Consider the following 26,049-nt stretch of genomic DNA (forward strand, 5'->3'; position numbering starts at 1 on the left):
CAGCGAAACCGGCGCAATCTCTTCGATAACACTCCACATTTGCTCCACGCTGCCCACCGGCGCCACGGGTTGGACGGAGGATGCCGCCCCATGAACATCACACGAACGATCGCGCGTCGAGGCGCGGCTCTCGGAACCGTCGGCGCACTGGCGCTCGGCGGGGTGGCCGCGGCCGAGAGCGCAACATCTCCGACGGCTGCGCCCACCGGCACGGCGGCCACGCAGGGCTGGGGCGCCTACGGGCCCGAGACCGTCATCAGCGGCTCCTTCAGCATCTCGCCCAGTGGCACGGTCACCGGCACCTTGCCTCCCGGCTACACGAAGGCGCGCCCGCCGGTCGACGCCGCGGCACCCGAGACAGCCGCGCGCATCCGCGCGTCCACCAACACTGCAGGACTCAGCGAGTTTGCCGCGCCGACAGCGTCAGCCGCGCATCACCGCACCGTCAAGGCTCGGGCTGCGAGCAACCCGGCGGGGTGCGTCACGGCGTTCTCGACCATCGACAGCGGCGGACTCTCCTACAAGGGTCAGATGGCGGGCTGCCGCTACGGCCACCTCTGGCTGCACACCTACCTCAACGCCAACGGGGTCCGAGTGGACGACTACCCCGCCAACGACTGCTACAACACCACGTCGTGCAGCGTCCCCTACACCAAGTACACCGGAGCACCCAACTGCCGGCAGTTCGTCAACTACGCGCACGGCATCAACCGGACCACGGGCGGCGATGACACCGCCTACCAGGTCCACAACCCCTGGGCCTGCTAGAGGCCGAATCCTGGTCGGCGACCTTGGTGGCTCCGGGCGTTCTCGCCGGAGCCGCAGGTCGCTGGCCAGCCTAGACTGACGGCCCATGAGCAACGCATCAAGCCCCCGGTGGGAATGGGCGGGCAGCCCCCATGCCTCCGAGGTACCGAAGTGGATGCGGCCGGGTCACGGCCCTGACGGAGCCATGCACGCCGCGCTGCTGCACCTCGCCCGGGCCCGAGAGTCCGCCGACGGCAATCCCGACCACGCATTCCGGCCCCTCGCCGAGATCCATCAGGAAGCAGTCGAGTGGCGCGGCTTCACTTCTGACGATACGCACCGGATGCTCGAGGAACTCGTGCCCGAGGGACTCATCGAATCTCGCAGCCAGCATCGCGCAGGAGGCGAATGGCGCGCCACCCCGGCGGCCGTTCAGGCAATCAACACCGCCTACGCGACTCGCCATCCGCTCACCGAAGATGGCCGCGCCTAGCCGATTCGGCGCGCGCGGTACGCCGTGATCGCTACGCAACGAACCGCTCGCGGCGTTAGCAACACCGCCCCCGTGGGTGGAAGATGGTCGAAGACGACGTTGACAGCGGGGTCACGCGACGCGCACTTGCCTTAGCTAAGCTGAGTACGGCACGCCGACCGGGGCGACTACCTTGGAGTACAGCCGCCTGCAGGTGGGCGGCCGCGAGGCCATGCCCGTGATGATGAGCGTCTTCGGGGTCGAGATCCACACCGACCTGTTGCGGCGAGACCTGCCGAAGGCGCAGCTGACGCCGCCGCGGGAGTTCAGCCTGTGGGAGTTCTGATGGCCTACGTGTAGTCCTTTAGCGTGATCTCGAGGCCAGGGGTGCGCGGCAGCTCGTCAACCAGCGACAGGAGCCGGCGCGCGTCGCCGAGCTCCAGGCGCCGTTCGAGCACGACGCGCGCGACCCAGCGGGCGGCGGCACGGCCGTAGCGGGGGTCGTGCTTCTTGGCCAGCAGCGTGACGATGGTCAGCGCGTCATCGAGCGAGATGGTCGGCAGCTCTCGCGCGGCAGCGTCGATCATCGTGAGGTTCTGCGTCAGCAGAGCCCTGCGAAAGCGCGCGTAGGCCGATCCTTGACTCGTCACGAACACATGTTCGCATGACGGGGCGGGGTCGTAGGCCGTGCGACAGGACGAGACGCCGCGCCTCTAGGCGGCGCGCAGTAGGCCGGTGGACGTCACGAGGCCTGCGGGGGTGCGTGTGAGCGTGACGTCGCGGACCATGCCGGGGTTGTCCGTTCCGGCGGGGATGGCGGCCTCGAGGACGAGGTCGCCGCTGGCGGTGCGCCGGGCGACGCGCCACGGGATCGCCTTGGAGGCAGTGGCGCGCCGCACCAGGGCCTCTTCGGCGTCGTTGAGATCGCCGACTTCGGCGGGGATGGCGGGCAGCACGGCCATGGCTAGTGGTGGCGGCGGGGGTCGCGCCAGCCGAAGTAGCCGGGCGCGATGAGGGTGGCGCCGATGAGCACGCTGATGCTGGCGATCAGCTGCGCGAGTGGGCTCCAGCTGCTGAGGCCCAGCTCGACGAGCGCCGCGGAGGCGGCGAGGATCCAGGCGAGGATCGCGGCGAGCTGCAGGCGGGTCACGGCTCTCATGCTACGGCGTCGATCAAGACGATGAGGAGGCCGACGAGGGCGCCGGCGGCGGTCCAGCGGGCGCCGAGGCGGAAGCGTTGGTCGGAGCGCCGCGGCGCTGGGGTGAGGCGATCGCGCCGGTAGGCGACGCCGGTGCCGATCAGGCCGCCGATGAAGGCGCACTGGGCGATGAAGCCCAGCTCGGGCACCGGGCCGACGGCCAGGGTGCTCCCGAGCAGCCCTGCGACCAGCAGGGAGGCGAGGGCACCGAAGGGGTGGTGGTTCACGGGCGATCCTTGGGGGCGGGGGTGAGCATGGCGGTGGGCATCACCCGGAACGGGCCCGCCACGCGCAGGCCGCGCCCGCAGGCTGGTTTACTGGACAGCGTCGAGAACGGCGACGGCGTCGTCGGCGAGGTCGATGCTGACCTCGTGGCCGAGGGCAAACAGCCACTCGACCAGCCGCTCGGCGTGGTCGTAGGCGCACTCGGCCGCGCGGTAGAAGACCTTGCTGGCGGTGGTGCCGTGGGCGTCGCCGAAGGCGATCGTCTCGATCGTGGGGCTCTGGCCGGCAGGGCCCTGCTGCAGGTGGGTGACGTGCGTGCGCACGCCCGGCGCGCCGACGTAGGCGGAGGTGAGCGCCAGCGGGAGATCGTGGCGGGCGATCACCGTGGCGATCGTCAGGACGTGCGCGCCGCTCCAGTGCACGGTGGTGCTGGTCGGGATGGGCTCGCCGTTGACGGTGAGCGCCATCGGCATGCGAAGCGACGGGGCCATGTGGGCGCTGACGCTACCCGCCATCACGGACGCAGAAAAGGTCGTTGCGCGCGACCCGGGCCGGGGCCGCGCGCCGGGGTTCCTGGGGTCTAGATCAGCTGCCGACGGAGGCGCCCGACGCGTAAGCCGTCGTCCCACAGCTGCGCGCGGGATTCGTTGTCGCTGGGCAGTCCCAAGGCGTATGGGTTGCTGCTGGCGGGCCGGCCTTCGAGGGCGGCGCTGTAGCCCTGGCCGAGCGCCATGGGCGGGGTCGGTGGCTCGGACCGGATGCAGTCGGGGTCGGGCAGCGGCCAGCGAGGCGCGGTCGGGGTGGCGGCGCCCGCGGCCGCCGGCGAGGGGAGAGCGAGCGCCGTGGTGGTCATAGCGTGATCTTGTCGGCGAGGGCGAGGGCGAGGGCGAGCAGCACTGCTGCGCGGCGGCGGTAGAGCTGGCGGTCGTGGGGGCGCAGCGCGGCCCAGAGGTCGCCCATGGCGGCCCGTGAGGATGCTGAGCCGATGAGCGAGACGACCTGCTCGGGGGTGTTCCACGTGTGGTAGTGCTGGGCGATGGCGACGCGCTCGACGTCGTCGTCCCAGTCCAGGCGCACGCCGCCGATGGGGTCGCGGTGGTTGCGGTCGCGCCACCACAGCAGCAGCTCGCGGCGCGTCCAGCTGCCGGGACCGGTGCTCGGGCGAGCGCCCGGGGAGCGCGGGGGAGCGACGACGGCGAGCACCTGCTCGGCGGCGTCGGGCAGAAGATCGAGGGTGGCGGCCATGTCGCTCAGTCCCCGCAGAACTCGGGCGTGAGCTCGAGGATCCAGGGCAGCTCGCCATCGGTGCAGTAGATGCCGTCGGCGCCGTCGGGGCCGTCGATGGCGGCGGCCAGCGTGGTGTTGGGCAGCTCATGGGGGCGGCTGGTGGCCCAGGCGTTGAGTGCGGGCCCGCGCAGCTCACCGCGGTACATGGCGGCAACGCGCTCGGCGGGCGTCATGCGCTCCATCGCGCGCATCTGCGCGGCGATCTGCTGCTTGTAGTCGGGGCCGAGCAGCTCGGCGAGGCTGGCGACGACGGGGAGGTCGTGGATGGAGACGACGTCGGGGTGGTTGGTGTTGGCGGCCATGCCGGTGAGGTCCTTGCGACGAAGTTGGGGTAGTCGAACTACGGATACGGGCGCAGGCCCGCGGTGATGCCCCAGCCGTGGCTGGGGCGAGTCCAGCGGCCCGCCGGGCGGTGCCCCGGCGAGACGCTGCACGCGGGCTAGGCCCGGGGCCTAGAACGGGATGTCGTCGTCGGCAGCGGCGCCGACGCCGGCCGGGACGGCGGGCTTGGCGCTCGCGTCGACGGGCGGGAGATCGGTCGGGCCGTCGGCGGCGGCGGCGCGAGCCGCCTTCTCCTCCTCGGTGGCGGGAGCGTGGATCCAGTTGATCCGGCCGACGATGTCGATGCCCTCACGCCACTTGTCGGTCTCCTTGTCCTTCCAGGAGCGGTGCTCCAAGCGGCCGTCGACCTCGACGCACCAGCCCATGGTGAGCTGGTTGAAGGACGCCTCGCCGGGCTTGTCGTACTCGACGACGTTGTAGTAGCCGGACTCCATGTTGCGACCGCCGCCGTCGACGGCGACGCGGATCTTGCAGACGGGGGTACCGTTGTTGGTGTGGCTGAGCTCGGGGTCGGCCACGAGGTGACCCACGAAGCGGGTGCGCGGAGCGCTCATGATGTAGGTGGTGCCTTTCTGCTCTCGCCGGCGGCGAGGGCGACTGGGTTCTGACGGAGGCGAGAAACGCCGCCGCGACGGGAATCGCAAGCCCCGTTAGGGGTCGCCCGAGCGCAGCGAGCGGCCTTGCGAGACCGGAGCGGCGGGCGATCCTGAGCTGAAGACAGAGACACCCAGGCGCCCGACCAGCCGGGCGCGCGGAACGCGGGGGGTGGTGCGTCGGGGACGGCGCGTGCGCGGCGTGTCAGCGCGGCGGGGGGTGCGGCCGCTCACAGCGCGACCTCCTCACTGGGCCCCATCGCCAGCATCGCTGCCCGCTCGGCGGGGTCGGCACAGGCGACGACGCCGGCGATGGAGTGCAGCTGAGCGGCCAGCGGCGTCTCGCCGCGGGCGATCCGACGACCGACGGCGACGCGATGCAGGCCGGCCAGACGACCGTCACAGGGCCAGTAGTGGGCCCAGAAGTCGCGGTCGTGGTGACTCATCTGAAACCAAGGCGGGCAGCGGCGAGGTGGTGGCGCGCGTTCTTTCAGGCGCCCGGCGTGGCGTAGGTCTCGATGACGGCGGCCAGCGCGAGCGCGACGACGCAGACGGCGGCCGCGACGAGCAGCAGCCGGCCGCTCAACGCGCCGGGACCGCGGGCGGTGAGGTAGACGTCGAGCGCGATCGCCAAGGCGGCGAACTCGACGGGCAGGTGCGGCAGCCAGGGCGCGAGGCGCCCGAGGCCATAGCCCGCGAGCGACAGCGCCAGCAGCGTCACGTTGCCCACGAGACTCAGGCAGATGACGGCATCGAGGACGGCGCGCAGTGGGTCCCGGATTCCGGGGTGAAAGCGGAGTCCGGCCAGCGCCGCGGCGCCGAGCAGCGGCAGCGCGACGACGCGCAGGTTGTGCGCGAAGATCGAGAGCGCCTGAGTGCCGCTGCCGGTGCTGGGCTGCAGGGCTAGCGGGCTCAGCGAGCGAGCGGCCGCGGCGACGTCGGGCTGCAGGTGGCCGAGGACGCCAAGGCCCAGCGGGGCAGCCATCAGCAGCACCAGCAGCTGGACGGCACGGATCCGCCAGGCGGCCAAGGGCAGAGCGCTCATACCCCTGTGGCGGGCGCCTCCGTGGTGGTGGCGCAGTGTCTTGGCGTCGTCGCGCGGGCCAGCTCGAGCCTCAGGGACAGCAGACACGTGGGGGTTGGCCGCGCACCATGCGCAGCACCGCGTGGGCGGCTGTGGCGCCGCCTGCGACGGGCGCTCCAACTTCGGCGAGGACCACGCCGCCTTCCTGCGGTTCCTCGTACACGCAACGCGCGCCGAGCGCATCGGCCGCGGCGTAGGCATTGTGACGACCCGCTCTGTGCCCCCGGGCAGCGCGGCGAGCGGATTGCTCGCGGATGGCCGCGCGGATGCGCTCCCGGCACCCGCGTCCTCGTGGCGCTACGGCTGTGAACGCGTGCACCTGCTCCGCGCCCACCGGCGTCGACGCCGCGTTGCCACGATGCCTCGGCAGCGCCGATGCTGGATGCGGTCGGAGCTGGTTCTGGAGGCGCTTGGCTTTGCGGACTGGGCATGACGGGAGTGTCTCCTCCTCTAGTCGGCGTCCCAGGCGGACCGCCCGGTCGCGCACGTTCCTCAACGACGACGGCAGCCGCGTCGCCAAGGTCTTCCCGGTGGCGGTCAACTTCGAGCGCGCCGACGGCTCGTTCGACGCCATCGACAACACGCTCGTCGCGTCATCGCGCCAGGGCTACGCCGTGCGCAACCGCGCCAACGGCTTCCGCGCGGAGCTGCCGGACTCGCTGAGCCGGCCCGTGCGGTTCGCGGTCGGCGACGACTGGGTCAGCTTCGGGCTTGAAGAGGCGGGCGGCCGCCTGCAGCGCCAGACCGACCGCGTGACCTACACCGAGGCCCTGCCCGGGGTCGACGCGGTCTACGACGTCCAGAACACCGGCCTGAAGGAGACCCTGGAGCTCGGCGACGCCGGCGCCCCCACGCGGTACGCCTTCCGGGTCGCGACGAGCGGCGGCGTGCGGCTGCGCGCCGACGGGGACGGCGGCGTGGAGGTGCTGCGCGGGCGGACCGCGATCGCGCGGTTCGCGGCGCCCTACGCGTGGGACGCCGCGGGCCACGGCGCGGCGGACGCCGATCCCCACGTGACGCTCGGCCTGAGCGACGACGGCGAGCGGCTCGTCGTGGAGGTCAACCCGGAGCGGCTCCGCGACCCCGCGCGCCGGTTCCCCGTGTCGGTCGACCCGACGATCACCTACATCGGCGCGGGCGCGGTCCTGGCCGGTGGCCTCCAGGACGCGTTCGTCAACGAGAGCGCCCCGACCACCTCCTACGGCTCGCTGACCACCCTGGAGGCCGGGCGCGGCATGGTCGGCACCGTGCTGCGCGGCCGCCGCTCGTTCCTGAAGTTCGACGTGGCGAGCGCCATCCCCGACGACAGCATCGTGTTCAGCGCCACGCTGGCGGCGTATCTGCTGACCAGCACGACGTCGAACCCGAGCCCGCTCCACGTCCACGAGGTGAGCACGGCGTGGACCGAGGCCGCGACGTGGAACACCTACAACGGCACGACGGCCTGGGCGACGCCGGGCGGCGACCAGGGCACGGCGACCGGCAACGTCCAGCCCCCGGCTAGCGGATGGACCTCCTTCAAGGACCTCGGCTCGCTCGCCCAGCGCTGGGTCGACGGCACCACGCCGAACCGCGGCGTGGTGATCGACGCGGCGACGACCACCGGTGACAACGTCTACACGTTCACCTCCTCCAATGGGAACCAGACGCAGTGGCCGTACCTGCAGGTCTGGTACACGCAGCGGTCGGGCACGTCGCGCGACTACACGTTCTGGCACCCCGACGGCACGGTGACGCCGGGCGCGGAGCCCGACCAGCCGAACACCGAGGGCACCCCCGCCGTCTCGGTCAACCTGGCCAACGGCAACCTACTCGTCCGCGCCGAGGACCGCGGCGTCGGGCCGGACGAGCCGGGCCTGCGCCTGGACCGCTGCCACAACAGCGTGTGGTGGGGCCCGAGCACGTTCTACCCGCGGGTGGACGGGGGTTACACCTGGGACGGGGCCGAGCGGCTGCCCATGCAGGGTGGGGGTCAAAGGTGCTGGGACTGGCTTAGAGCCTCGCCTTTGGAAGGGAGATGGAAGAGAAACAACGATCAACAGTCACGACAACAACAGCACCGACCCTGGTGGCGCGCCAGAGGCATTCCAGGGTCGAGGACGGACGAGACCGAGAGATTCTCCACTGGATATCGCGGTTTCGGTTTGTCGACGCGGCCACGCTGGCGCAGCGGTTCGGCGTCTCGAAGGAGAAGATGAACGCGCGGCTGCGGCGGCTTAACGTGCCGGCCTGGTGACGCGTAGCGGCACGCGCGGTGGCACTGCCGGCTGGACGGTCACTGTGACCGCCCGGGGTCTGCGCGCGGTGGGGCTATTGCCGCGGCGTCCCGCGCGCACCGACCTGCAGCGCGAGCACGAGCCGGGACTCGCCTGGCTGGTGACCCGGCTCGAGGCGCGCGGCGACGGCGCCAGCGTCTACACCGAGCGCGAGTGCCGCGCCCGCGAACGCACGACCGACACGCGCCACAGCGCCGACCTGCAAGAGGCCGGCGATCGGACGGCCAAGCGTTGGCCGGATCTGATCGTCGAGCACCGCGATGGCCGTCGCGTCGTCCTCGAGTTCGAGCGCACGCTCAAGGGCGCCGGCCGCCTGCGGCGCATCGTCGAGGGCTATCGCGCCGCGCGCTGGTTCGACGAGGTCTGGCTCCTCTGCGCCGAGCCCACCATCGCGCGCGCCGCCGCCGCGGCGACGCGCCGCGATACCGAGCCGCTGCCCGGCTTCCCCGAGCCCGTCATCGACGCCGACGAGCCGGCCATCAACTTCGCGCCCTGGCCCGGTCTCGAGCCCGCCGCCAAACACGCGATCCAGCGCGCCATCGAGCACGCCCGCCGGCCCGCGCCCCACCCCGGCCTCGCGCGGCGCCGCTAGCGCGAACGCGCGCAGACCAGACCGCGCGCATCCGCGACGTCACCCCGTGCATGCACGCATGGCGTCGCGCACGCTCGGTCGTGGTCGTCCGGCCAGACCTCACCCGCGCCGGCACCGACGTCCTCGAGCTTGACGACCGTGCCGTTACAGCGACCGTCGCGCGGCAACGAAGCCGCTGAGCCGTCCCGGGTTTCGCGGAAACCGTGATCTACCCCTGAAATCGTGGAGTTGTGGTTCTGGAGTCAGGCGGCGTCGTTGGTGTGTAGGTAGGTCTTCGTACTCGGTTGGGGTGAGCATAATCAGCGAGCTGTGCCGGCGCCGGGTGTTATGAATGAGCTCGATGTAGTCGTGGATGGCGGCCGCGAGCTCGATGCGGTCTTCTGAGGAGCTCGACCTGCAGCGACGGTTGCTCCGGCCACGAAGGCGTGTTTGCTCGGTCTGGGCGCGCATGACCCCCACGAGCGCCAGTTCTACCGCCGCCGCGCCGCCGCGCCGCCCGGCATCGCCGACGGGATCGTCCTAAGACCCTCACAGTCCTGCAGCCCGCCGCTCCCGTCAACTCCCGCGGCCCGCACATCCCCGGCTCCCGCGAGACGGCCAACGCCTACCGGGTCAACCCCGCGGGCGCCTACATCAGCGGCATCGCACCGTGCAACCAGACGACCTACCGTGCCCTGACCGAGGGCGCTATCGCGACGGCACGCCGTTCGCCGCTCGCTAGCGTCCTTCGGCCAGGATGCGTCGCACGAGTCCGCCTCACCGTTGACCGTTCGCGTCCGGCCAGGCCGCGCTACGCAGGCGTCGTCCGCCACGCGTTCCTCAGGTGAGCCCGATGCACCGCCGAGCACCGACGAGAAGGCTCCTAGCAAAGGCTTCCGGCCGTTCCGTTCGGCAGCCGCTTCGTGATTACGGCCGGGCAGCTGCGGCCGCCCCGGGCGGCGTAGACTGAGCGATAGCCGTCAGCCCCGTGCCGCCAGAGCACCCAGGTTGTGCGGCGTCGCTCTAGGCTGAGCCGGGTTACGGCCCACCCAGCCGAGCACGTAGCCGACACGACCCGCGCGTGGATCACCTTGCCGAACTGCTGGGCGCGACATGACGCGGCCGCCGAGGAGGTCGCGACCCCGGCAGGGAGTTGCGAGACCGTTGCCCGACCAAGGTAGACCGTGCTCTGGATGACCGTGCCCGTTGGGACGTGGGGCAGTACGCCGGACGCCACGACGACCTGGCGCTCGGCCAGGATCTCGGTGGTCTTCGGATCGAATACCAGCTCGCCGCGGGTGCCTCGGATCGTATGGCTGACGACCGTGCCGGTGCGGCCGCCCTCGACGCGGACGTCGCGCTGGACGCGGATGCCCGGCACGAGCGCGAGCGTCCGGAAGAGCACGGCTCGGAGACGCGGCGTTGTCGGCGTCTCCCGCAGTGCGTCGCCGAGCTGGGAGAACACCTGCGCCTCGGCCGACGCTCCCTGGCCCCGGGCAGCGTCGCGCAGGCGCCGGTACAGCGCGGCCGGATCGGGCGCGTATGTGATGAAGGCGGCCTGGCCGAAGCGCTGCTCGCCGATCGAGTACTGCCGCAACGCCGGCACGCCGAAGCGCGACGCCCGCGCCGTTCCTGCCACGCGCTGCTGCACGACGCCGGGGCGCGCCAGGCTGACCCAGCTCCTGCGGTCCCGCACGACCAGCCGCGACGAGCCTTCGGCGCCGCTCAACGCGCTGGTCTTGCTGTGGACGTAGTAGTACGCCGTGCTCGGCGGCACCGCCGCTGCGTGCCCGCGTGCGATCGATGCCGCACGGTTCAGCACCTGCGCGGCAGACGCGGAGGCCGGCCCTAACTTAGAGCGGTGCTCATCGCTTGGGAGCACCGAAAGGATCGATGCGATGATCGCGGCGGCGGCGAGAGCCGCGACCGCCCGTCGCCGCCACGGCGAGTGACGATCGATGGCGAAAGTTCCGTTCGCGACGCGGATGAGCTCGCCACGCAGCTCTTGCAGCACCGGAAGATCCGACGACGTCGGGTTTCGGTCAGACATGATCGGTCCTCAAGGTTCTCGTGGTCGGGAGGAGTTGCGTGCGAAGTGCGCCGAGACCTCGCGAGACTCGCGTCCGGGCGGCCTCCTGCGAGATGCCAAGAAGCTCTGCGACCTCGCGATACGGACGCTCCTGAACGATCCGAAGCTCGATGGCTGCGCGCTGGTCATCGGGGAGCTCGCCCACCGCTCGCGCCACGTCGGCCCGCAGCCCGCCGGAGGAAGCAAGATCCTCGATCCGCTCATACTCATCGTCGCTCAGATTCCTGGTCCGGATTCCGAGGCGCTCGATGGCGCGGCGCTCGGCCTGGCCGTGCCGGACAAAGTCCGCCGTGAGGTGCCTCGCGATGCCGAACACCCACCCCCTGGCGACTTGGTCGCCGCCGCCGCGGAACTCGTCTCCGCTCTCGAGTGCCCGAGCGAAGGTTTCAGCCAGCAACTCGACGGCGACGTCCGGATTCCAGGTCCGGCGAACCAAGAAGCGCAAGAGGTCGCGGTGGTGGCGGTCGAAGAGACCGGCGATGTCGTCAGCGGTGAGAGGCACGTCGTACGTCGTAGTCGCGCGACGGCTCAATACCGTGACAGGTACGACGGCCGGACGGGCGTCAGGGTCCGCGTGACACTGTGACGTAGGCGAGCGATCAAATGGAGATTAACGCGGAGATCCGACACGCTTGCACCTATTTCGCGCGGTGAGGACCCCTGCGTCATACGTTGTCCCGTGCCAGGCGCCGTGGACCGGCGCACACCATCGCCCGAAGGGCGAAACCGATCTGGGGGATGTATGAGCAAGATGCGAGTTGCCGTCGCCGTGGCGGCGGCAATGGCCCTCGCGGGAGCCGCGCAGGCTTCCGCCGAGACGTACCTGGTGGACGGGGTGCCCACCGCGAAAGAGACAGCGCTCACCGCACAGGGCGGCTGCTCGGCGGCGAAGACGGACGGCCCCGTGCCGTGCTTCTCGTCTGATGCCGCCCACAACACCGCTGAGCGGGAGGCCGTCGCGAAGGGCGAGACGCCTCCCGGTTGGGGCGCCCCGGCGTCGCCGTCACTGGCTCAGGCCATCCTGAGCGGCACGGCCAAGGCCGCAGCGTCACGAGGGCCGAAGGCGCACAAGTCCGACGACTGCAGCCTGACCGACACGCACGTCTGGAAGGACCTGAACCGGGGAGGAATCCAGGGGTGGTTCGGCGGCTACACCTACTGGCAGTGGCACAGCGAGCCGTTCTATCGCGAGGTCACGTCGTACGTCGCGTCGAACTACTGGCACCCCTACTGGCGTGATAGCGACACGACGCTCGGCGGCGGAGCGCTGTACGACGCTGCATATCAGTGCCGTGAGGTGTCGAGCCTGGCGAACGGCGGCTGGAACGACCGCTTCACCCAGTTCCGCGGGGCGTGACCGACCGCATCACGATGTCTCGGAGGAGCGCGCCGCGATCGGCGCGCTCCCTTCGGGCCCTGGGTCGGGTGCTGCCCGGCGTGGTCGCCTCGTCGCTCCTCCTCGGTTGCGGCGCTGATCGGGCACAGCGGGCGGCCACCGCGTCCGAGCCGCTCCAGGCTCTAGACGGCGCGAGCTGGCGCAAGCTCCCGCCGATCCCGAGCGGCACAGAGCCCGGGCCCGGGCAGAACGGAACGATGGCCGTCGTCCAGGGCCGACCGTATGTCGCGACCATCACCGGTTCCCGCCGTCGCTTCACGGGAGAGATCCTGACGCTCGCCGACGGGCGGTGGCAGCGCCGGGTCGGGGGGCGCCGCCTCGATCTGGGGACCGCGGGGACCCTGACCCTCGCCGCCTACGACGGCACGATCTGCGCCGGGCTCGACCGCCGTGGCCTGCGCGTCCTGTGCCTGCGTGACGGACGCTGGAAATCACTCGGGCGCCGGATCTGGCCGTCGGCTTCGCGTGGCGGCTTGGGCCAACTCGTCGCCGCCGGCGGCGTGCTCTATGCGCTACGTGGATTCGTCGACCGACAGGACCGAAGCCGGTTCTCCGTCAGCGCCTACGCGGACGGCGGCTGGCGCGACGCGTCGCCGCCCGACGAGCTGCTGGGAGACCAGGACCTGAGCATGCAGCCGTTCGCCGACGGCGCTGTGTACTGCGTCGGGTTCCAACACGTCGAAGGTTCCACACCGCCGGCGATCCGGGTTCTCTGCCGCAGGCCCGACGGCGGCTGGGCCGCCCGTGGCACAGAGATCCCGCCGAGCGCCCTCGGCGTCGACGTCGAGAGCGCCGACCTCGACAGCGCCGCCTCCGCGGGAGGCGTCATCTTCTTGTCGGCCGACGTGTTCCGGCGCGACGGCTCGCCGAGCGCGAGCCTGGCGCAGCCCGACACCGGTAGACCGAAGCCACAGGTCGACTGGACGGTGTTCACGACACCGGACGCCACGACCGGCCTGTCCCGGAGCGTGCGCGATGTGACCGAGCAGGGCCGCCTCATGTCAAGCGGAAACCTGCTCTGGGCATACGCCTTCAGCCAGCGATTGACGCAGCAAGGGCTCCAAGGCTGGATGGATGTCCGGGCCATGGACCCGTCGACCGGACAGGTCCGCACCGTCGGCCAGCCGCTCGCCCGGCGCTTCCGATTCAACGGTCCCGTCGACTGGGAGCTTGCGGCCGACGCCGACTCGGTGTTTGCGTTGTTCACAACGGCCGTTCACGGCGTCCCAGGGCAATCGACGAAGATCGGTGTCGCGCGCCTCGTGCTAGCCGTGGGGCCGTCTCCGTGATGGGCTCAGCGATAGCCGGAGACTTGACGCGGCTGCCACGACACCCAGACCCGAGGCGAGGCATCGTCTTCGCTGGCAGGTCGTCGATGCGTCGCCAGGCGATCGTGAGGACCTCGGTGGCCGCGTCCTCGGCGTCCTCGTGCGCGGCGCTGCGGCGCAGGAGGTAGGCAGCGATCCCAGGGTAGTTGTCGGTGAAGCAGCGCTCGAAGCGCGCCGCGGCGTCGTGGTCGGTCACCGTCTGGGGTCATGTCCGGACGGTCCCGGACTCCCGCGTCGTAGTTGATGTGGTGGGCCGTAGCGGAAGGCGCCAGCGGGCGCCCCGTTCGAGCCGGCCGCTCCGCCGCATCTGGGCCGCCAATCCGCCCACGGCGTAGCAGCCGGAGCTACGGGGCGCCGCAGGGCCGCGGCGTCGGCTGGTGGTCGGCGGGCTTGACAACGGCGTCTAGACGAACGCTTACGCGGTCTGCGAGTTGGGCGCCGAACCGGATGGCGCGGCCTCCGAGATTGATGTCGCCAACGACGTAGCCGAGCGCCTCCGGCACGCTGAAGCTGGCGCGTACGGTGTGGCCCGGGTCGCCACGCTCGACCGTCCAGAAGGTCGCCGGGTCCGTCCCGTCAGGCGTGACCATTCCGGCTGTGGAAATGCCGTCGAGATAGAGGCCGGGGGGATCGCCGAGCGTAATCTCGTTCCCAGAGCGGGCGGCGTCATTGACGGCCGCCGCGATCTGAGGGTCGCTGTTGCGGAACTCGTTGCCGAGCTGCGCGCACTGAACTAGCGCCTGCTTGCTCGTCACGGGACCCCCATTTTTCTCGCGCAGAATGGTGGCCTTGGCCGCGAGGTCGACCGCGGCGCCGAGGTTGTTGTTGGGCTGAACGAGGTGGGCGAGTCGTCCCTCGGTCAAGACATTGTGCTCGTTGTCGAACACGTAGCGGCCGTCGACGAAGAGGTCCTCGCGCGTGAGGCTCGCATCGACCAGCTCGCGATAGAGCTCGACGATGCGGTCCGGGTCGCGGGAGGCGATGTGCTCCCAGTACTCGCGCACCTCGCTGGTGAAGGTCACGCGGATGATCGCGCCGTCGTCTCGTCGCTCGACGCTCCATTCGCAATACTCATCCTGCTCGTCGCGGCTGCCGTCGGCCTGGGCCCACCGCTGTTCCTCGGAGGTCGCCTCGGGCAGCAGGCGAGCCGGAAAGGCGGTCCAGGCGATATGCGCGATCGTCGCGGTGTGCGGAGTCTCGGTCTCCGTCGGGTCGTAGAACTGCGGGAACTCGTCAGTCGCGAACTGGTCGATGATCGCCTTGACCGCCTTGCTCCACGCGTCTTCGTCGGCTTGCGTGGGTTCGCGCAAGTTGCCGGGGGTGGAGAATCTCTGCAGCGGGGGCACGATCAGACCTCCTCGACGGTGGCGTCGGCGCGCATCCTGCGCCGGCCCTGGCCGATGTTGGTGGTGGCAAACAGCATCTGGCTCTCGGTGATTGGCATGGGACGTACGACGTCGCGTCGCGCCTCTGCCAGCCGCATGAACGCGTCGAAGCCGTCCTGCGTCGCCACCTGCGTCGTGACCGCCGCGTAGTAGGCCGACAGCAGTTCGCCGAAGCGCTCTCGCCATTGGTGCCCCGCTGACCAGAGACTGGCGAACTCGCGCTCAGGGCTGCCTTCGGGGGTTGGCTCGGCGGCCGTGAGGATCGCGTTGGCCATCGTCTCGGAGAAGTCGCTGCGGCGATCTACCACGGTCGCGGTGGCCGGCACGTAACGCAGGAGTGCCGCGCGGCGGTCGGAGAAGATCGGGTTCGGGAAATCGGTCATGAGCAGCGCGGCGACAAGCCGGTCGCTGAGGAGTCCGGCACGCATCGCCTGGGCGATTACCGCCTGATCCTCGAAGGCCCGCTCAGGAACGCAGAAAGCGAAATGGGTATCGCCCGGCCGAGTGAACGACCGACCGTCGGTGAACGTCACTCCGAAGGTCTCCAGAGCTTGCCGGTAGATCGCCGCCGGCACGTTGATCGGCGCCGGCGCTGCAAGACCCAGGAGTTCCGTCAGTGCCTCGGAATCCACGAAGAAGGTTTGCGGCAAGTCAACCGCTTCGACGTTCGGGGCGTTGGCGCTCTCGGTATGGCTCGTCACGAGGTTCACCGCCGCGGACTCAAGAACCTGGCGCAGGATCCGCGCTGGATCGCTGATAGTGCCACCAGCCGCAACCGCGCCTAGACGGGCCTTGGCCCAACGCGTGATGGCGGGTCGCGCAACCGTCGTCTCGCAGGTGAAGGCTCCCAGCGGCGCCTTGTTGACGAACCACTCGTGCGTCCGCAGCGCGTCGTCTTCAGCGAAGACCGACGGTTGGATGTTGGCGTCCGGCGAATGCCAGTTGATCCACGGCGCCCGGAGCTCCTTCATGAGGAACGCGCCGCTGTGGTGGGCCTCGAACGGGCCGTTGCCCTGCGTCGGGTCGCTCAGCGCGTGGCGCGCATTGCCGGCGAAGACCCAAGCTCGCGTGTTTCCGACGGTGCGGTAGTAGTTGAAGCCGCCGTGGTCGTGGTCCCACGCCATGACCTCCACATCGCTCTGCTCGGGGTGAAAGGCGCTGAGGATGATGTCGGGACCGTCCGGCCCGCCACCGCACGACACGAGGAAGCGGAGGTCGCGCTGGACCTCGGCGGTCTCCGGGGTCAGCGTGATCTGGCTGCCCTCGCCCAGCAGGAAGAACTGGGTCTGTCGGAGGGAGTCGGCTGGATCGGTGGCGTCGCGCAGCGCGTCCAGGACGTCGCCGGCCGTCCCGGGAAAGATGCCCTTGAGAAGCAGCAGTGTCGCAAACGGATCGCCGAGTTCGGCCGCGGCCTCCCCCGCCGATAGCGCGCGCGGCTCGCGATCCTCGCCGAGCACGAATCGATGAATCGCCGTGCGCTCGAGCGCGCCCGGGAACTGGACGAACATCATGCAGCCCTCATGCGGGGGCGAGGCGGCTGTGTTCATGCCTTCCTCTCGATCGGGGAACGGAACAGGTCGGCGCCCGCGAACGGGCGGCCTCGCGGCGGGACGGCATAGAAGCCGCCATCGGCCAACGTGACGAAGCTCGGCGAGCCGGGCGGGCCGCCGAAGTTGACATCGCCGAGCCACTCGGGAAGGTGCAGCAGGTGCTGCAGCGTGGCGAGGTCGGACTGGAAGCTGATGAAGTTGAGGCCCAGTTCGGGGCCGCCCGGCCCGAGGGTGTCAAGGAAGTCGTAGCCCTGGCGGAAGATGCGCAGCGCGCCGGGCGCCGACGGTGACGCGCGGCTCTGATTCGCGCGGTGGATGTGAGACATCTCGAGCCCTCGGTTGGTCGTCTCTGGCGGATCGATGAAGGCGCTGGGATCGTCGCCGTCAATCCCCGCTGGACGGCCGGTTCGCTTGTCGCGACCGACGAGCGCCTCTTGCTGTGGTTGCGTGAGCGCACGCCAGCGCGCGAGGTCGATCCGGAAGCGCAGGAAGGCCATGTAGGTCCCACCGGCCATCCACAGCGGGTCGCCGAGCACTTCAATCGCCGTTCGTCGCTGCGATCCCTCGAGATTGCTTACGCCGTCGTAGAAGTCCAGCCAGCCACGGCCGTCCGGGCGGCCGAAGCCGGAGAAGGTCGCGACCGGTCGCAATGGCAGCGCGTCGTCGGCGATCCGCTTCCAGATCTCGATGAGGGTGCAGTTGACTGCGCCGTCGTGCGGGCCGATCAGCTGGAGCGCGAGATCGGCCTCACCCGTGTTGTGCGGAGGGTCGTCGTGCCACGGCGTCGTCGGGAAGGCCTCGCTGCGCTGATCGAGGTACGCCAGAAAAGCGGGCCGCGGCCGGTCGCTGAGCGGCGGGTCGTGGTGGCGTTCGTCGAAGAGACGCCGACCAATAGCGAGCGTCGCACACACGTCGGCGAAGAGGGCGGCTTCGGGATCGGGCAGGGCGCCAAGATCGGCGGTTCGGCCCTCGCGCAACTCGTCCAGGCAATCGAAGAGGCGGCCCAGCGCGGCGTGCAGATCCCTTGGCCGTGTATCCGGCGCGACATTGAAGAGCTGCAGACGGAAGCACGGCGGCGGCCGCTCGCCCGCACGGAAGAAGATGCCCGGCTGCAGGCGGTCGGCGTTGTTCACCTTGCGTACTCGCGGTAGTGAGCGTGGAGCTCGTTGCAGCCGTCGGCCGCCGCACCGTCAGCTACCGCATCGGCTCCCATGGTCGCCATCGGCTGGGGCGGAGCGGCAGCGGCATCGCTCACACGCAGGTAGACCGAGAGCTGCAGGAGCTCTGCGACCTGGCCCCCGTATACGATCGGCTCCTCGGTCGCCACGTCGATGAGCTCGCCGACGGCGTCGCCCTCCTCGGGCGGCACCTCGAAGGCAACGCGCTGGTGACGTGCCCGGCCGTCGGGCGCCGCGTTGGCCGGCGTGCCGCGGGTAAGCGTGAACCACTCGGCGGGCACGGGATGGCCTGCAGGCGTGCGGAGGCGGTGGTGCTCGACCCCACGGATGTAGACGCCGACCGGGTCGTCGAACGCCACGAGTCTGCCGTCCCACGCCAGGCGCGTCAGGCGTTCGACGAGTAATGGGTCGCTCGCGCGGCCGGGCTCGGCGAGGCCACGCATAAGCGGGAGGACGTCCGCGGCCGAAAGGCATCGCAGCGGCTCGGCGTCGGGCCCCGTCACCGTGCACGTGCGTAGCGCGGCCCTGGTCAACGCCGCTAGGGCTTCGAGCGTGTTCGTCGACTGCACCATGCAGCAGATGGCCTTCGCGCCGGTGTTGTACGGGCTGCGACCCCTACAGGCGAGCATGGTTCGCTGGAAGGCGGTGGCGCGGTCCTCTGGCGTGGTGGAGCTCGCCAGCGGGTCACAGTCACCGAAGATCGCCGTTGGATCGACGGAAGGCTCTCCAGCAAACTCGGCCACCGTGTCGAGACACTGCTGTGGCGCGTAGGCCGCCAGCGTGAGCCAATACTCAGGGAGCTCCGTCGTGCACTCCACGCGCCGCACAACTCCTTGATCATCTCGGACGGTGCGCCACTCGACGTATTCCTCTTGAAGCCGACGACGACCCTCGTCGCCGTGGGGCCCAGCCCAGTCAAGGAGCCGAAGCGCGGCGTTGCGGCCCAGACATGTCGTAACGCGATGCGGGAGGCCGGTCCAGTCCGTCGCCAAGCAATGCGGCGTCTGATCGCTTGGACTGAGACGGAGCCTGCTGGGTGGCACCGCGTCTCCACCGGCTAAAGCTTCGTGGACGAGCGTTCGCCAGGCGGCGAGCCCGTCAGGCGGCAGTGCGTGAAGATCGCCGGGCTCACGCATGGCGTCAGCCGCCAGAGTCCGACTGCTGCCAAGCAGCCCAGTGAGCGTGTCGACCGAGCATCAGCCGACGCTAACCGTACCGAGGCGCTCAGCGCAATAGGCCGCATTGCCCCGGTCCCAGGCTGGCGGCCAGGACCGCGAGCAGGTCGCCGACACGGAACGGCATCGCCGGACGTGGCGGGCCCGCCCGGCGCTGGCCGCCGTGTCCAAGGTGCCGGGGGTCATAGTTCTCCAACCCCGACACGGCAATCCATACACGGCAACGTACCAGAGATCCGACCCGATTGACCGGGCTGCGGATCGAGCCGCGACCTCACGGGTTCGGCAGTCCGCCGTTGATCGGAAGTGGCTCCAGGGGAGGGGGCAGATCGTGGCACACCCGTCGGAGGCACCCACCGGAAGACGGAGGTACTTTCTGGTTCCCGGGAGGCTCCCAGGGTTGGCGCGTTAGCGCTGGTGGGGCAACGTTTGGGGCAACACGGCGCGATTCGGGGCAAGCCTGAGCGGCTCCGAGCAGCGGCATCGTGGCCGCCATCGTTCAAGAGCGGAACTACCGCGGCGTCTGATGGGCTCTGAACCGGGTGACTGCCGGCCCACGGGCTATCGGGATGGCTGCCATGCGCGTCTGGAAGACCTCCTGGGTGCGATGCAAGCAGACCGCGCGCTGAGAAATCAGAACCATCCGTTCTGCAGGGATTTTCGGGCTACGGCACCCAACGCCACTGAGCCCGACGAGACCCTGAACTTCACTCGTAATGAAGGGGTCCCCGGTTCGAATCCGGGCGTCGGCTCTTCAGGAGCTCCCCGCAAGGCGTCATTTTCTGCCACGCCAGCGGATGCACTCGCTCCCCGATCGGGGCCATCTCGGGGCCACGGCGACTTCCCTTCGCGCCCCCTCCTCGGCCACGAAGGAAGGCGAGCGCCGCCCGTCCGCAGAGGGCGGATGCCGGAGCTCCGTTGTCCTCGCGTCCTTCGCCCTCGACCCCGCGCGGCGCTGCAGCCACGCGCATCGAGAGCACGGAGGCGCCGATGCCGGACGCCCAAGAGACCGTCGAGCCGCGGCGAGCAGCTCGAGTTGCTGCGACGCGTCGCCCTACGAGGCACTGGAACGAGCCTGCGCCACCGGAGGCGGAATGGGAGCAAGTGATCCCCGCGCGCAGTCGACGCCGCCGAGACCGTTGATGGGGCTCGAGGCGGGCCAACTGGGATCCGACGAGGTCGCGCTGCCGCCCGCATCGCACCGCACCGTGTGTGGACGGGGAAATGCAAGCCGTCCTCGGTCTCCTAGGCGGCGGCTTTGGAGCCCTGCGGCTGGCCACCTACGCCCTGGGCTGGGCCGCGCCGCCCCAGGTCCCGGCCACGCTTCAGCAGCTCGCCAACGTCGTCGGGTGTCGCGCAGGCCACGACACAATGGTCGTTGTGCGGCAGCCCGCACTGGCGCAGAGGGAGCACATCGGCGGCTTGGCGTAGGGTCACGTTGATGACGCGGTCACTCAACGGCGACGCAGAACACGGCAGATGAGCCTTGAGGTGGTCTACGGCGGCAGCCGCAACGGCGCGGCGGCGCACGCCCTTGTCGACGTTCTTCGATCGGTCCTGGACTCCGGCATTGTCTACCTCGGCTATCCCGTCTTGCCGACAGCTGAAGACCGACTGGTAATCGACGCCCTGCTCGTCAGCGAGAAGCACGGACTCGTTGCCTTTGGTTTCGCCGACGGCCTGCCCGACAGCTCAGATCATTGGGATGACGTGGTCAAGGAGCAGGACGACATGTACGCCGCTCTGACGAGCTTCCTCACGCCCTATGAGGACCTGCGTCACGGCCGTCGCCTGGCCTTCGAGCCGCACACGGCCACCTTGTTCGCCTCCGAGCCGGCCGATGCCCCCAGCACGGCTGCCGATTCCTTCTTCGGCGACGTGAACCGGGTGGGGGAATGGCTCACCGCTCTGCCAGCCCTGGATTCGGCCGTGGAACGTCCACTTCAGGCGGCCCTTCAGCGTGTGACCACGATCAAGCCAACGAAGCGCAGAAGCACGGTCACGGACTCGTCACGTGGCGGCAAGATGCGCCAGATCGAACGCGAGATTGCCAATCTCGACCGGTGGCAGCGTCAGGCTGCGATCGAAAGCCCAGAAGGTCCCCAACGTATTCGCGGACTCGCCGGGTCAGGCAAGACGGTGGTCCTCGCGTTGAAGGCGGCCTACTGGCACACGCAGAATCCGCAGTGGAACATCGCGTTGACGTTCCAGTCACGGGCCTTGTATCAGCACATCGACGACCTCGTTGAACGCTTCACCTTCGAGCACAGCAAAGATCGCCCCGATCCGGACCGGATGCACATCGTGCACTCCTGGGGCAGTCGCGATCGCGCGGGCATGTACATGCTCATGGCCGAGGCGGCAGGAGCCGTCCCTCGTGACTTCAACTACGCCCAGGCGACCCATGGTCGTGAGGGCGCTTTTGCTGGCATCTGTCGCGAACTGTTGGAGGTTGTGCGCGGGCGAGAGGTCCCCGCGCTCTTCGACGCGATCCTCATTGACGAGGCACAGGATCTGCCCCCCGAGTTCTTCCAACTCGCATATGCGTTCTGCGCTCCGCCCAAGCGCATCGTCTGGGGCTTCGACGAGCTTCAGAGGCTGTCCGAAGCCACGATGCCAAGCACAGATGATCTCTTCGGAACGCATCCGAATGGCCAGAGCGTCGTGTCGATCGAGCGCGTCGAAGATGGCCCTCAGCGCGACGTCGTGCTCCCCCGTTGCTATCGCAACACGCCTTGGGCCCTCGCCGTGGCCCACGCCGTCGGTCTCGGCATCTACCGACCCCAAGGTGGCCTGGTACAGCATCCCGATGAGCCGAATCTCTGGCGCGACATCGGTTACGAGGTTCGCAGCGGCGAACTGGTGCCCGGGCACGGGGTGACCCTTGCCCGAGCTTCCGACAGTTCCCCGGACTACTTCAGCGAACTGCTATCTCCAGCAGACGCGGTGCTGGTGAGGAAGTTCGACATCCAGGCCGAGCAGGACGAGTGGATCGCTGGCGAGATCGCCACGAACCTGACCACCGACCAACTCGAGCACGACGACATTCTCATCGTCTTACCTGATGCGTACACCGCCAAGACCCGAGCGACCGGTCTTGGCCGCGCGCTCGCTCGGCGCGACATCCCTTCCCACCTCTCAGGAGTCGGAACGAGCCAGGACGAGCTGCGGCGTAAGGGATCCGTCGCGATGGCGCACATCTGGCGCGCAAAGGGCAATGAGGCGGCGATGGTCTACGCGGTCGACGCCCACCGTGCGATCGAGCGTGTGAATCAGGTAACACGCCGCAACACGCTCTTTACGGCGATCACGCGGAGTCGGGCGTGGGTGCGGATTACGGGCTTCGGCGATGATATGACGCAGGTGGCCGCTGAGATCGCCGCGACAGTCGCCAACAACTACGAGTTGACCTTCACCGTACCCACGTCAGAGCAGCTGGCCGAGATCCGGCACCGGCATCGCGACCGCGGGCGCGAGCACGAGGCTCGTGTTCGCCAGGTGGCGACCAACCTTGCTGAGCTCGAACGCCAAATGGTCGAAAACCAGATCGACCTGAACGAACTCCCGCCGGAGCTGCGCACGCGCCTGATCGAACTCCTCAGGGATGACGACCGCTAGGGCCGTTCATACGGATTTGATCAACGCGTTCGACTATCTGCAGGGAGCCGGCCTTTTGCTGTATTCGCCGACCCCTCGGTTGGGGACGACGCGTGTGTCGTGGCATGGAGCGCACGACTTCGATATCAGCGCGCCGTACGCGACGGTCGAGCAGTATCTCGAATGGGCCTCGCAGAGCCAATATTCAGCGGTGCTGCCCGACGCGAGCCTCTTGCAGATGACCTACGACGTCGTGGGAGGCAGCGTGGTCGGTCATCGGCTCGCGTATGTGCCTTGTCCCGTCCTAGTGGACGAGGACCTGATCCGAGAGGCGGGCTTTGTCGACGTGGTCGAGACCCATCTCGACGAGGGCATTGCCAGCGTCGTCCTGCGATCGCCCGTGCGGTTCGACTTCGACCCCGAGGCAGCCTCGCCCGGACACCCCGCGTCACATCTGACCTTCAACGGCCCGGACTGTCGAATCGCTTGCGTCGCCCCGATGCATCCGTTCCATTTCCTCGACTTCGTGTTCCGGCACTACTACGCCGAACTCCGCGACGCCGGAAGCGCTTGGTTTGACGGCTACGCCGGCCGCACCATCGACGAGCGGGTACTGACCCAGGAAGATCGAGATGGGATGCATGTCGTGTGGCCCTTGTGACGAGCCCACGCCGCGGGACACGTCGGCCGGATGAGGCCCTCAGGTCGTCGGACTCAGGTCACCACGACAAGCTGCGAGACGGCGCCGGACGGGCCAGTATTTAGCGCTTGAGGCTCAGGCGGCCCGGATGCAAGTCTGACTGGAAGTCACGGTAGGCGTCATCGGTAGGTGAGAGTCGCTGGGCCCAGTTTGGAGTTCCCCCGCTTTGGTAGTCACCGCCTCCAACAAACCCGGGGCGATTCAATCGCTACTGTGCCCGCAACGCCGTGACGCGGCGGTTTGTGTCCGGCCTCAAGTGCAAGATGAGTCGCGCATGGCAAGCAGGCCCGCCCCCTCGGTAACGGTTTGGCGACTAGATCCGAGGGGGCGGGCACACTTTTCAAGAGATTGGCAATCCCTTGTGCGACCGAAGGTTACAGCGCGCGTCGGACGGACAAAACGCGCCGTTGTGCGTGGATATGCGCCGCTGTGCCGAAATCCGCGTGGTGGACGTCGTTGTCGGCGACCCGCCGTGCCAACCCTTCTGTGGCACCGGCACCTTCTTGCGGCTACCACGACTACGGCGTGCCACAGCACAGGCATCGCTGGCCGCGATCACGAGATCGTCCCCACATCTGATCACGGAAATTCCCCACCCCTGAGCCGGTAGCGGCGACGGGTCGCGGAGCGAGGCCCGGAGGGCCGAGCGCAGCGAGTCGTCGCTCGAGGCCGGTCTGTCGGGGGCCCCCTCCAGGGTCGCGGGTGTCTGACGCCTGCGATCTGGATGGAGGCCCCCGGGGGATGTTGACTGAGGAGGACGATGTGGAGATCCACGCCCTGGCGCGGCGCGGCTGGTCGGTGTCGGCGATCGCCAGGCACACCGGCCGCGACCGTAAGACGGTGCGCAAGTACCTGAAGGGCGCAGGGCCGTCGAGGGAGCCGGCGGTGAGCTGTCTGGAGCCGTTGCGCGAGTACCTGGTCGCGCGGTTCGTCGATGACGCGCACGTTGACGGGACGGTGCTCTATCGCGAGGCGGTCGCGCTCGGGTTCGAGCGCTCCTACGTGACGTTCGTGCGCGAGCTGCGCCGGCTGGGGCTGCGGCCGCGCTGCGAGGCCTGTCGCAGCGGCGGGCACGGCGTCACCGTCGAGCTGGTCCACGAGCCCGGCGAGGAGCTGCAGTTCGACTGGCTTGAGCTGTCCGAGACGCCGTGGGGCCAGCCGGCCTACGTGCTCGTCGGGGCGTTGTCGTTCTCGGGACAGTGTCGGGCGGTGATCTGCGAGGGCATGACCTTCGGCCACCTCGTCGAGGGGCTCGACGGCGTGCTGCGCCGGCTGGGCGGCACGGCGCGGGCGTGGCGCACCGACCGGATGGCCACCGTCGTCTTGCCCGGAACGGATCGGATCACGGTGCAGTTCGCGCAGGTCGCCAAGCACTACGGCGTGCAGGTGTGGGTCTGCCCGCCCAGGCGGCCGCAGCGCAAGGGCGTCGTCGAGGCGGCGGTCAAGTACATCACCCGTTCCTGGTGGACCAGCGCGCCGGTCGCCTCGCTGGGTCAGGCGCAGGCCGACCTGGATCGCTGGGCCGTAGCGGTCTCTGACCGGCGCAAGCGCCACGGGCAGACGATCGCCGGGTTCGCCGCCCAGGAAGGCCTCCTTGCGCTGCCGGCGGCGGCGTTCCCGGCGCAGCTTCAGGTCGAGCGCGTCGTTGGTCGCTCGGCGCTGGTCGCCTTCGAGGGCAACCGCTACAGCGTGCCGCCCGGGCTGGTCGGCCAGACCGTCACCGTCTTGGCCCGGCTCGGCGAGCTGCACCTCGAGGTCGTCTCGGCGGCCGGTCGCCGCGTCGCGCGGCACCGGCGCGCCCCGACGGGCGCCGGACAGCTGCTGCGCAGCGACCAGCACGCCCGGTCGCTCGAGCAGGCGGTGCTCGACGCGTTCACCACCGACAAGCCCTGCCGGCGCAAGGCCAACCGGCCGCCCGGACCGGCGGCGCTGACCGCGACCACCCGCCTGCAAGACCAGGGCACCAACGGCGGGGTCGTCGTCGATCTCGAGGACTACGCGCAGATCGCGAGCGTCGCCCGGTGAACAAGCACACCACCTACCAGCAGCTCCGCGGCCACCTGGCCTACCTCAAACTCGCCGCGACGGCCGAACACCTGCCGGCGGCACTGCAGCATGCCGAGACCGACAAGCCGAGCTACACCCAATTCCTACACGACTTGCTCGCCGTCGAGGTCAAGGCCACCGAACAACGCCGCCTCGCCGGCCGGCTGCGGCTCGCCGGCTTCCCGTCGACCAAGACGCTTGAGGAGTTCGACTTCGACGCCCAACCGTCGCTCGATCGGCGCCTCGTCGACGAGCTCGCCACGCTGCGGTTCATCGAAGAGAAGGCCAATACCTTGCTCATCGGGCCGCCCGGCGTCGGCAAGACAATGCTCGCGATCGCGCTCGGCCTGAAGGCCGTGCACGCCGGCTACCGCGTCTACTACACGACCGCCGCCGATCTGGTCGCCCGCACCACCAAGGCCGCGATCGAGGGCCGCTGGCAGACCACGATGCGCTTCTGGAACGGACCCCAGCTGCTGGTCATCGACGAGCTCGGCTACCTCCCGATGCCCGGCGAAGCCGCCAGCCACCTCTTCCAGGTCATCAGCCGCCGCTACGAACACGGCTCGATCATCCTGACCACCAACCGCGGCATCGCCTCCTGGGGCGAGATCTTCGAAGACACCACCGTCGCCGCCGCGATCCTCGACCGCCTCCTGCACCACGCCACCGTCCTACAGATCGACGGCGACAGCTACCGCATGCGCGACCACCGCGCCCGCCTCGCCACCCTCCGAGCCGGCCTCAACCACCCCTCACAAGGTGGGGAATTCCCGTGATCGCACCTGGGGAATTCCGACGATCGTTGAC

At 69.6% G+C, this 26,049-nt stretch carries 29 protein-coding genes and 1 tRNA gene; 12 read left to right on the top strand and 18 right to left on the bottom strand.

Features of this window, described 5'->3' with window-relative positions; translation table 11 throughout:
- The first annotated feature begins 90 nt into the window (after positions 1–90).
- The 3 genes from VK501_RS14870 (at position 91) to VK501_RS14880 (ending at position 1,565) form a co-directional block, all read left to right on the top strand.
- Positions 91–768, top strand: a complete 678-nt coding sequence (locus VK501_RS14870; RefSeq protein WP_324338610.1) for a hypothetical protein — start codon at positions 91–93, stop codon at positions 766–768.
- Positions 769–952: 184 nt separating this feature from the next.
- On the top strand, positions 953–1,240 hold the full coding sequence (locus VK501_RS14875) for a hypothetical protein (RefSeq protein ID WP_324338612.1): 288 nt from the start codon (positions 953–955) through the stop codon (positions 1,238–1,240).
- Positions 1,241–1,412: 172 nt separating this feature from the next.
- Positions 1,413–1,565: a hypothetical protein gene (locus VK501_RS14880; protein ID WP_324338614.1), complete on the top strand. Its 153-nt coding sequence runs from the start codon at positions 1,413–1,415 to the stop codon at positions 1,563–1,565.
- A 4-nt stretch (positions 1,566–1,569) separates the two neighbouring features.
- Here VK501_RS14880 and VK501_RS14885 read toward each other — a convergent pair whose 3' ends face one another.
- The 11 genes from VK501_RS14885 to VK501_RS14935 all read right to left on the bottom strand — a co-directional run bounded on the left by VK501_RS14885 (position 1,570) and on the right by VK501_RS14935 (position 5,909).
- Positions 1,570–1,869, bottom strand: a complete 300-nt coding sequence (locus tag VK501_RS14885) for a hypothetical protein (protein ID WP_324338616.1) — start codon at positions 1,867–1,869, stop codon at positions 1,570–1,572.
- A gap of 63 nt (positions 1,870–1,932) precedes the next feature.
- Positions 1,933–2,181 (bottom strand): hypothetical protein, encoded by a 249-nt coding sequence (locus tag VK501_RS14890; protein WP_324338618.1) that lies wholly within the window; start codon positions 2,179–2,181, stop codon positions 1,933–1,935.
- Between the two features lie 2 nt (positions 2,182–2,183).
- The gene (locus VK501_RS14895; RefSeq protein WP_324338620.1) at positions 2,184–2,369 is read right to left on the bottom strand and encodes a hypothetical protein; all 186 of its coding nucleotides are present in this window, start codon (positions 2,367–2,369) and stop codon (positions 2,184–2,186) included.
- 5 nt (positions 2,370–2,374) lie between these two features.
- Positions 2,375–2,644 (bottom strand): hypothetical protein, encoded by a 270-nt coding sequence (locus VK501_RS14900; RefSeq protein ID WP_324338622.1) that lies wholly within the window; start codon positions 2,642–2,644, stop codon positions 2,375–2,377.
- An 87-nt stretch (positions 2,645–2,731) separates the two neighbouring features.
- Positions 2,732–3,133 (bottom strand): hypothetical protein, encoded by a 402-nt coding sequence (locus tag VK501_RS14905; RefSeq protein WP_324338624.1) that lies wholly within the window; start codon positions 3,131–3,133, stop codon positions 2,732–2,734.
- Positions 3,134–3,222: 89 nt separating this feature from the next.
- On the bottom strand, positions 3,223–3,495 hold the full coding sequence (locus tag VK501_RS14910; protein WP_324338625.1) for a hypothetical protein: 273 nt from the start codon (positions 3,493–3,495) through the stop codon (positions 3,223–3,225).
- On the bottom strand, positions 3,492–3,887 hold the full coding sequence (locus tag VK501_RS14915; RefSeq protein ID WP_324338627.1) for a hypothetical protein: 396 nt from the start codon (positions 3,885–3,887) through the stop codon (positions 3,492–3,494). The genes VK501_RS14910 and VK501_RS14915 overlap by 4 nt, the downstream gene beginning before the upstream one ends.
- Before the next feature lie 5 nt (positions 3,888–3,892).
- Entirely contained in the window at positions 3,893–4,231 is a 339-nt protein-coding gene (locus VK501_RS14920) for a hypothetical protein (RefSeq protein ID WP_324338629.1), read from the bottom strand.
- A gap of 150 nt (positions 4,232–4,381) precedes the next feature.
- The gene (locus VK501_RS14925) at positions 4,382–4,825 is read right to left on the bottom strand and encodes a single-stranded DNA-binding protein (RefSeq protein WP_324338631.1); all 444 of its coding nucleotides are present in this window, start codon (positions 4,823–4,825) and stop codon (positions 4,382–4,384) included.
- A 269-nt stretch (positions 4,826–5,094) separates the two neighbouring features.
- On the bottom strand, positions 5,095–5,310 hold the full coding sequence (locus tag VK501_RS14930) for a hypothetical protein (RefSeq protein WP_324338633.1): 216 nt from the start codon (positions 5,308–5,310) through the stop codon (positions 5,095–5,097).
- A 44-nt stretch (positions 5,311–5,354) separates the two neighbouring features.
- Complete coding sequence (locus VK501_RS14935; protein WP_324338636.1) at positions 5,355–5,909, bottom strand: hypothetical protein; 555 nt, start codon at positions 5,907–5,909, stop codon at positions 5,355–5,357.
- 569 nt (positions 5,910–6,478) lie between these two features.
- Here VK501_RS14935 and VK501_RS14940 point away from each other — a divergent pair.
- A complete protein-coding gene (locus tag VK501_RS14940) occupies positions 6,479–8,146 on the top strand; it encodes a DNRLRE domain-containing protein (RefSeq protein ID WP_324338637.1) in 1,668 nt (555 codons plus the stop codon).
- A 106-nt stretch (positions 8,147–8,252) separates the two neighbouring features.
- Positions 8,253–8,816, top strand: a complete 564-nt coding sequence (locus tag VK501_RS14945) for a hypothetical protein (protein ID WP_324338639.1) — start codon at positions 8,253–8,255, stop codon at positions 8,814–8,816.
- Between the two features lie 144 nt (positions 8,817–8,960).
- On the opposite strand, the gene VK501_RS28780 is transcribed toward VK501_RS14945, so the two are convergent.
- The 3 genes from VK501_RS28780 to VK501_RS14955 form a co-directional block, all read right to left on the bottom strand.
- On the bottom strand, positions 8,961–9,266 hold the full coding sequence (locus VK501_RS28780) for an IS3 family transposase (RefSeq protein ID WP_349261023.1): 306 nt from the start codon (positions 9,264–9,266) through the stop codon (positions 8,961–8,963).
- Positions 9,267–9,678: 412 nt separating this feature from the next.
- Positions 9,679–10,845: a CU044_5270 family protein gene (locus VK501_RS14950; RefSeq protein ID WP_324338641.1), complete on the bottom strand. Its 1,167-nt coding sequence runs from the start codon at positions 10,843–10,845 to the stop codon at positions 9,679–9,681.
- On the bottom strand, positions 10,838–11,386 hold the full coding sequence (locus VK501_RS14955) for an RNA polymerase sigma factor (protein ID WP_324338644.1): 549 nt from the start codon (positions 11,384–11,386) through the stop codon (positions 10,838–10,840). Before VK501_RS14955 ends, VK501_RS14950 begins: the two co-directional genes overlap by 8 nt.
- A 240-nt stretch (positions 11,387–11,626) precedes the next feature.
- Here VK501_RS14955 and VK501_RS14960 point away from each other — a divergent pair, with 240 nt between their 5' ends.
- Positions 11,627–12,241: a hypothetical protein gene (locus VK501_RS14960; protein WP_324338645.1), complete on the top strand. Its 615-nt coding sequence runs from the start codon at positions 11,627–11,629 to the stop codon at positions 12,239–12,241.
- Between the two features lie 236 nt (positions 12,242–12,477).
- Positions 12,478–13,569, top strand: coding sequence for a hypothetical protein (locus VK501_RS14965; RefSeq protein WP_324338647.1), 1,092 nt, complete (start codon positions 12,478–12,480; stop codon positions 13,567–13,569).
- A gap of 383 nt (positions 13,570–13,952) precedes the next feature.
- Here the strand turns inward: VK501_RS14965 and VK501_RS14970 are convergent, their stop codons facing one another.
- Genes VK501_RS14970 through VK501_RS14985 form a run of 4 tightly spaced genes read right to left on the bottom strand, consistent with a single transcriptional unit; the run spans position 13,953 to position 18,539 of the window.
- The gene (locus tag VK501_RS14970; RefSeq protein WP_324338648.1) at positions 13,953–14,954 is read right to left on the bottom strand and encodes a hypothetical protein; all 1,002 of its coding nucleotides are present in this window, start codon (positions 14,952–14,954) and stop codon (positions 13,953–13,955) included.
- A 2-nt stretch (positions 14,955–14,956) separates the two neighbouring features.
- Positions 14,957–16,540: a hypothetical protein gene (locus VK501_RS14975; RefSeq protein ID WP_324338649.1), complete on the bottom strand. Its 1,584-nt coding sequence runs from the start codon at positions 16,538–16,540 to the stop codon at positions 14,957–14,959.
- Positions 16,537–17,676 carry a hypothetical protein gene (locus tag VK501_RS14980; RefSeq protein ID WP_324338651.1) on the bottom strand — a complete coding sequence of 380 codons (1,140 nt, stop codon included), beginning with the start codon at positions 17,674–17,676 and terminating at the stop codon, positions 16,537–16,539. The genes VK501_RS14975 and VK501_RS14980 overlap by 4 nt, the downstream gene beginning before the upstream one ends.
- Positions 17,673–18,539, bottom strand: a complete 867-nt coding sequence (locus VK501_RS14985) for a hypothetical protein (RefSeq protein WP_324338652.1) — start codon at positions 18,537–18,539, stop codon at positions 17,673–17,675. Before VK501_RS14985 ends, VK501_RS14980 begins: the two co-directional genes overlap by 4 nt.
- A 1,044-nt stretch (positions 18,540–19,583) precedes the next feature.
- Here VK501_RS14985 and VK501_RS14990 point away from each other — a divergent pair.
- The 5 genes from VK501_RS14990 to istB all read left to right on the top strand — a co-directional run bounded on the left by VK501_RS14990 (position 19,584) and on the right by istB (position 26,018).
- A tRNA-OTHER gene (locus VK501_RS14990) sits at positions 19,584–19,648 on the top strand.
- 727 nt (positions 19,649–20,375) lie between these two features.
- Complete coding sequence (locus tag VK501_RS14995; RefSeq protein ID WP_324338654.1) at positions 20,376–22,514, top strand: DEAD/DEAH box helicase; 2,139 nt, start codon at positions 20,376–20,378, stop codon at positions 22,512–22,514.
- 16 nt (positions 22,515–22,530) lie between these two features.
- The gene (locus VK501_RS15000) at positions 22,531–23,154 is read left to right on the top strand and encodes a DUF2290 domain-containing protein (protein WP_324338656.1); all 624 of its coding nucleotides are present in this window, start codon (positions 22,531–22,533) and stop codon (positions 23,152–23,154) included.
- Positions 23,155–23,934: 780 nt separating this feature from the next.
- Positions 23,935–25,218, top strand: a complete 1,284-nt coding sequence (gene istA, locus VK501_RS15005; RefSeq protein WP_324338658.1) for an IS21 family transposase — start codon at positions 23,935–23,937, stop codon at positions 25,216–25,218.
- Positions 25,215–26,018 carry an IS21-like element helper ATPase IstB gene (istB, locus tag VK501_RS15010; protein ID WP_324338659.1) on the top strand — a complete coding sequence of 268 codons (804 nt, stop codon included), beginning with the start codon at positions 25,215–25,217 and terminating at the stop codon, positions 26,016–26,018. Before istA ends, istB begins: the two co-directional genes overlap by 4 nt.
- Positions 26,019–26,049: the final 31 nt, after the last annotated feature.

It is taken from the genome of Baekduia sp. (assembly GCF_035318805.1).
Lineage (GTDB): Bacteria > Actinomycetota > Thermoleophilia > Solirubrobacterales > Solirubrobacteraceae > Baekduia.

Bases quoted from the DNA above. Each gene is read 5' to 3' on its own strand.
- VK501_RS14870 (WP_324338610.1), top strand. From the start codon at position 91: ATGAACATCACACGAACGATCGCGCGTCGAGGCGCGGCTCTCGGAACC.
- VK501_RS14875 (WP_324338612.1), top strand. From the start codon at position 953: ATGCACGCCGCGCTGCTGCACCTCGCCCGGGCCCGAGAGTCCGCCGAC.
- VK501_RS14890 (WP_324338618.1), bottom strand. From the start codon at position 2,181: ATGGCCGTGCTGCCCGCCATCCCCGCCGAAGTCGGCGATCTCAACGAC.
- VK501_RS14905 (WP_324338624.1), bottom strand. From the start codon at position 3,133: ATGGCCCCGTCGCTTCGCATGCCGATGGCGCTCACCGTCAACGGCGAG.
- VK501_RS14910 (WP_324338625.1), bottom strand. From the start codon at position 3,495: ATGACCACCACGGCGCTCGCTCTCCCCTCGCCGGCGGCCGCGGGCGCC.
- VK501_RS14915 (WP_324338627.1), bottom strand. From the start codon at position 3,887: ATGGCCGCCACCCTCGATCTTCTGCCCGACGCCGCCGAGCAGGTGCTC.
- VK501_RS14920 (WP_324338629.1), bottom strand. From the start codon at position 4,231: ATGGCCGCCAACACCAACCACCCCGACGTCGTCTCCATCCACGACCTC.
- VK501_RS14925 (WP_324338631.1), bottom strand. From the start codon at position 4,825: ATGAGCGCTCCGCGCACCCGCTTCGTGGGTCACCTCGTGGCCGACCCC.
- VK501_RS14930 (WP_324338633.1), bottom strand. From the start codon at position 5,310: ATGAGTCACCACGACCGCGACTTCTGGGCCCACTACTGGCCCTGTGAC.
- VK501_RS14935 (WP_324338636.1), bottom strand. From the start codon at position 5,909: ATGAGCGCTCTGCCCTTGGCCGCCTGGCGGATCCGTGCCGTCCAGCTG.
- VK501_RS28780 (WP_349261023.1), bottom strand. From the start codon at position 9,266: ATGCGCGCCCAGACCGAGCAAACACGCCTTCGTGGCCGGAGCAACCGT.
- VK501_RS14950 (WP_324338641.1), bottom strand. From the start codon at position 10,845: ATGTCTGACCGAAACCCGACGTCGTCGGATCTTCCGGTGCTGCAAGAG.
- VK501_RS14960 (WP_324338645.1), top strand. From the start codon at position 11,627: ATGAGCAAGATGCGAGTTGCCGTCGCCGTGGCGGCGGCAATGGCCCTC.
- VK501_RS14965 (WP_324338647.1), top strand. From the start codon at position 12,478: ATGGCCGTCGTCCAGGGCCGACCGTATGTCGCGACCATCACCGGTTCC.
- VK501_RS14975 (WP_324338649.1), bottom strand. From the start codon at position 16,540: ATGAACACAGCCGCCTCGCCCCCGCATGAGGGCTGCATGATGTTCGTC.
- VK501_RS14995 (WP_324338654.1), top strand. From the start codon at position 20,376: ATGAGCCTTGAGGTGGTCTACGGCGGCAGCCGCAACGGCGCGGCGGCG.
- istA (WP_324338658.1), top strand. From the start codon at position 23,935: ATGTTGACTGAGGAGGACGATGTGGAGATCCACGCCCTGGCGCGGCGC.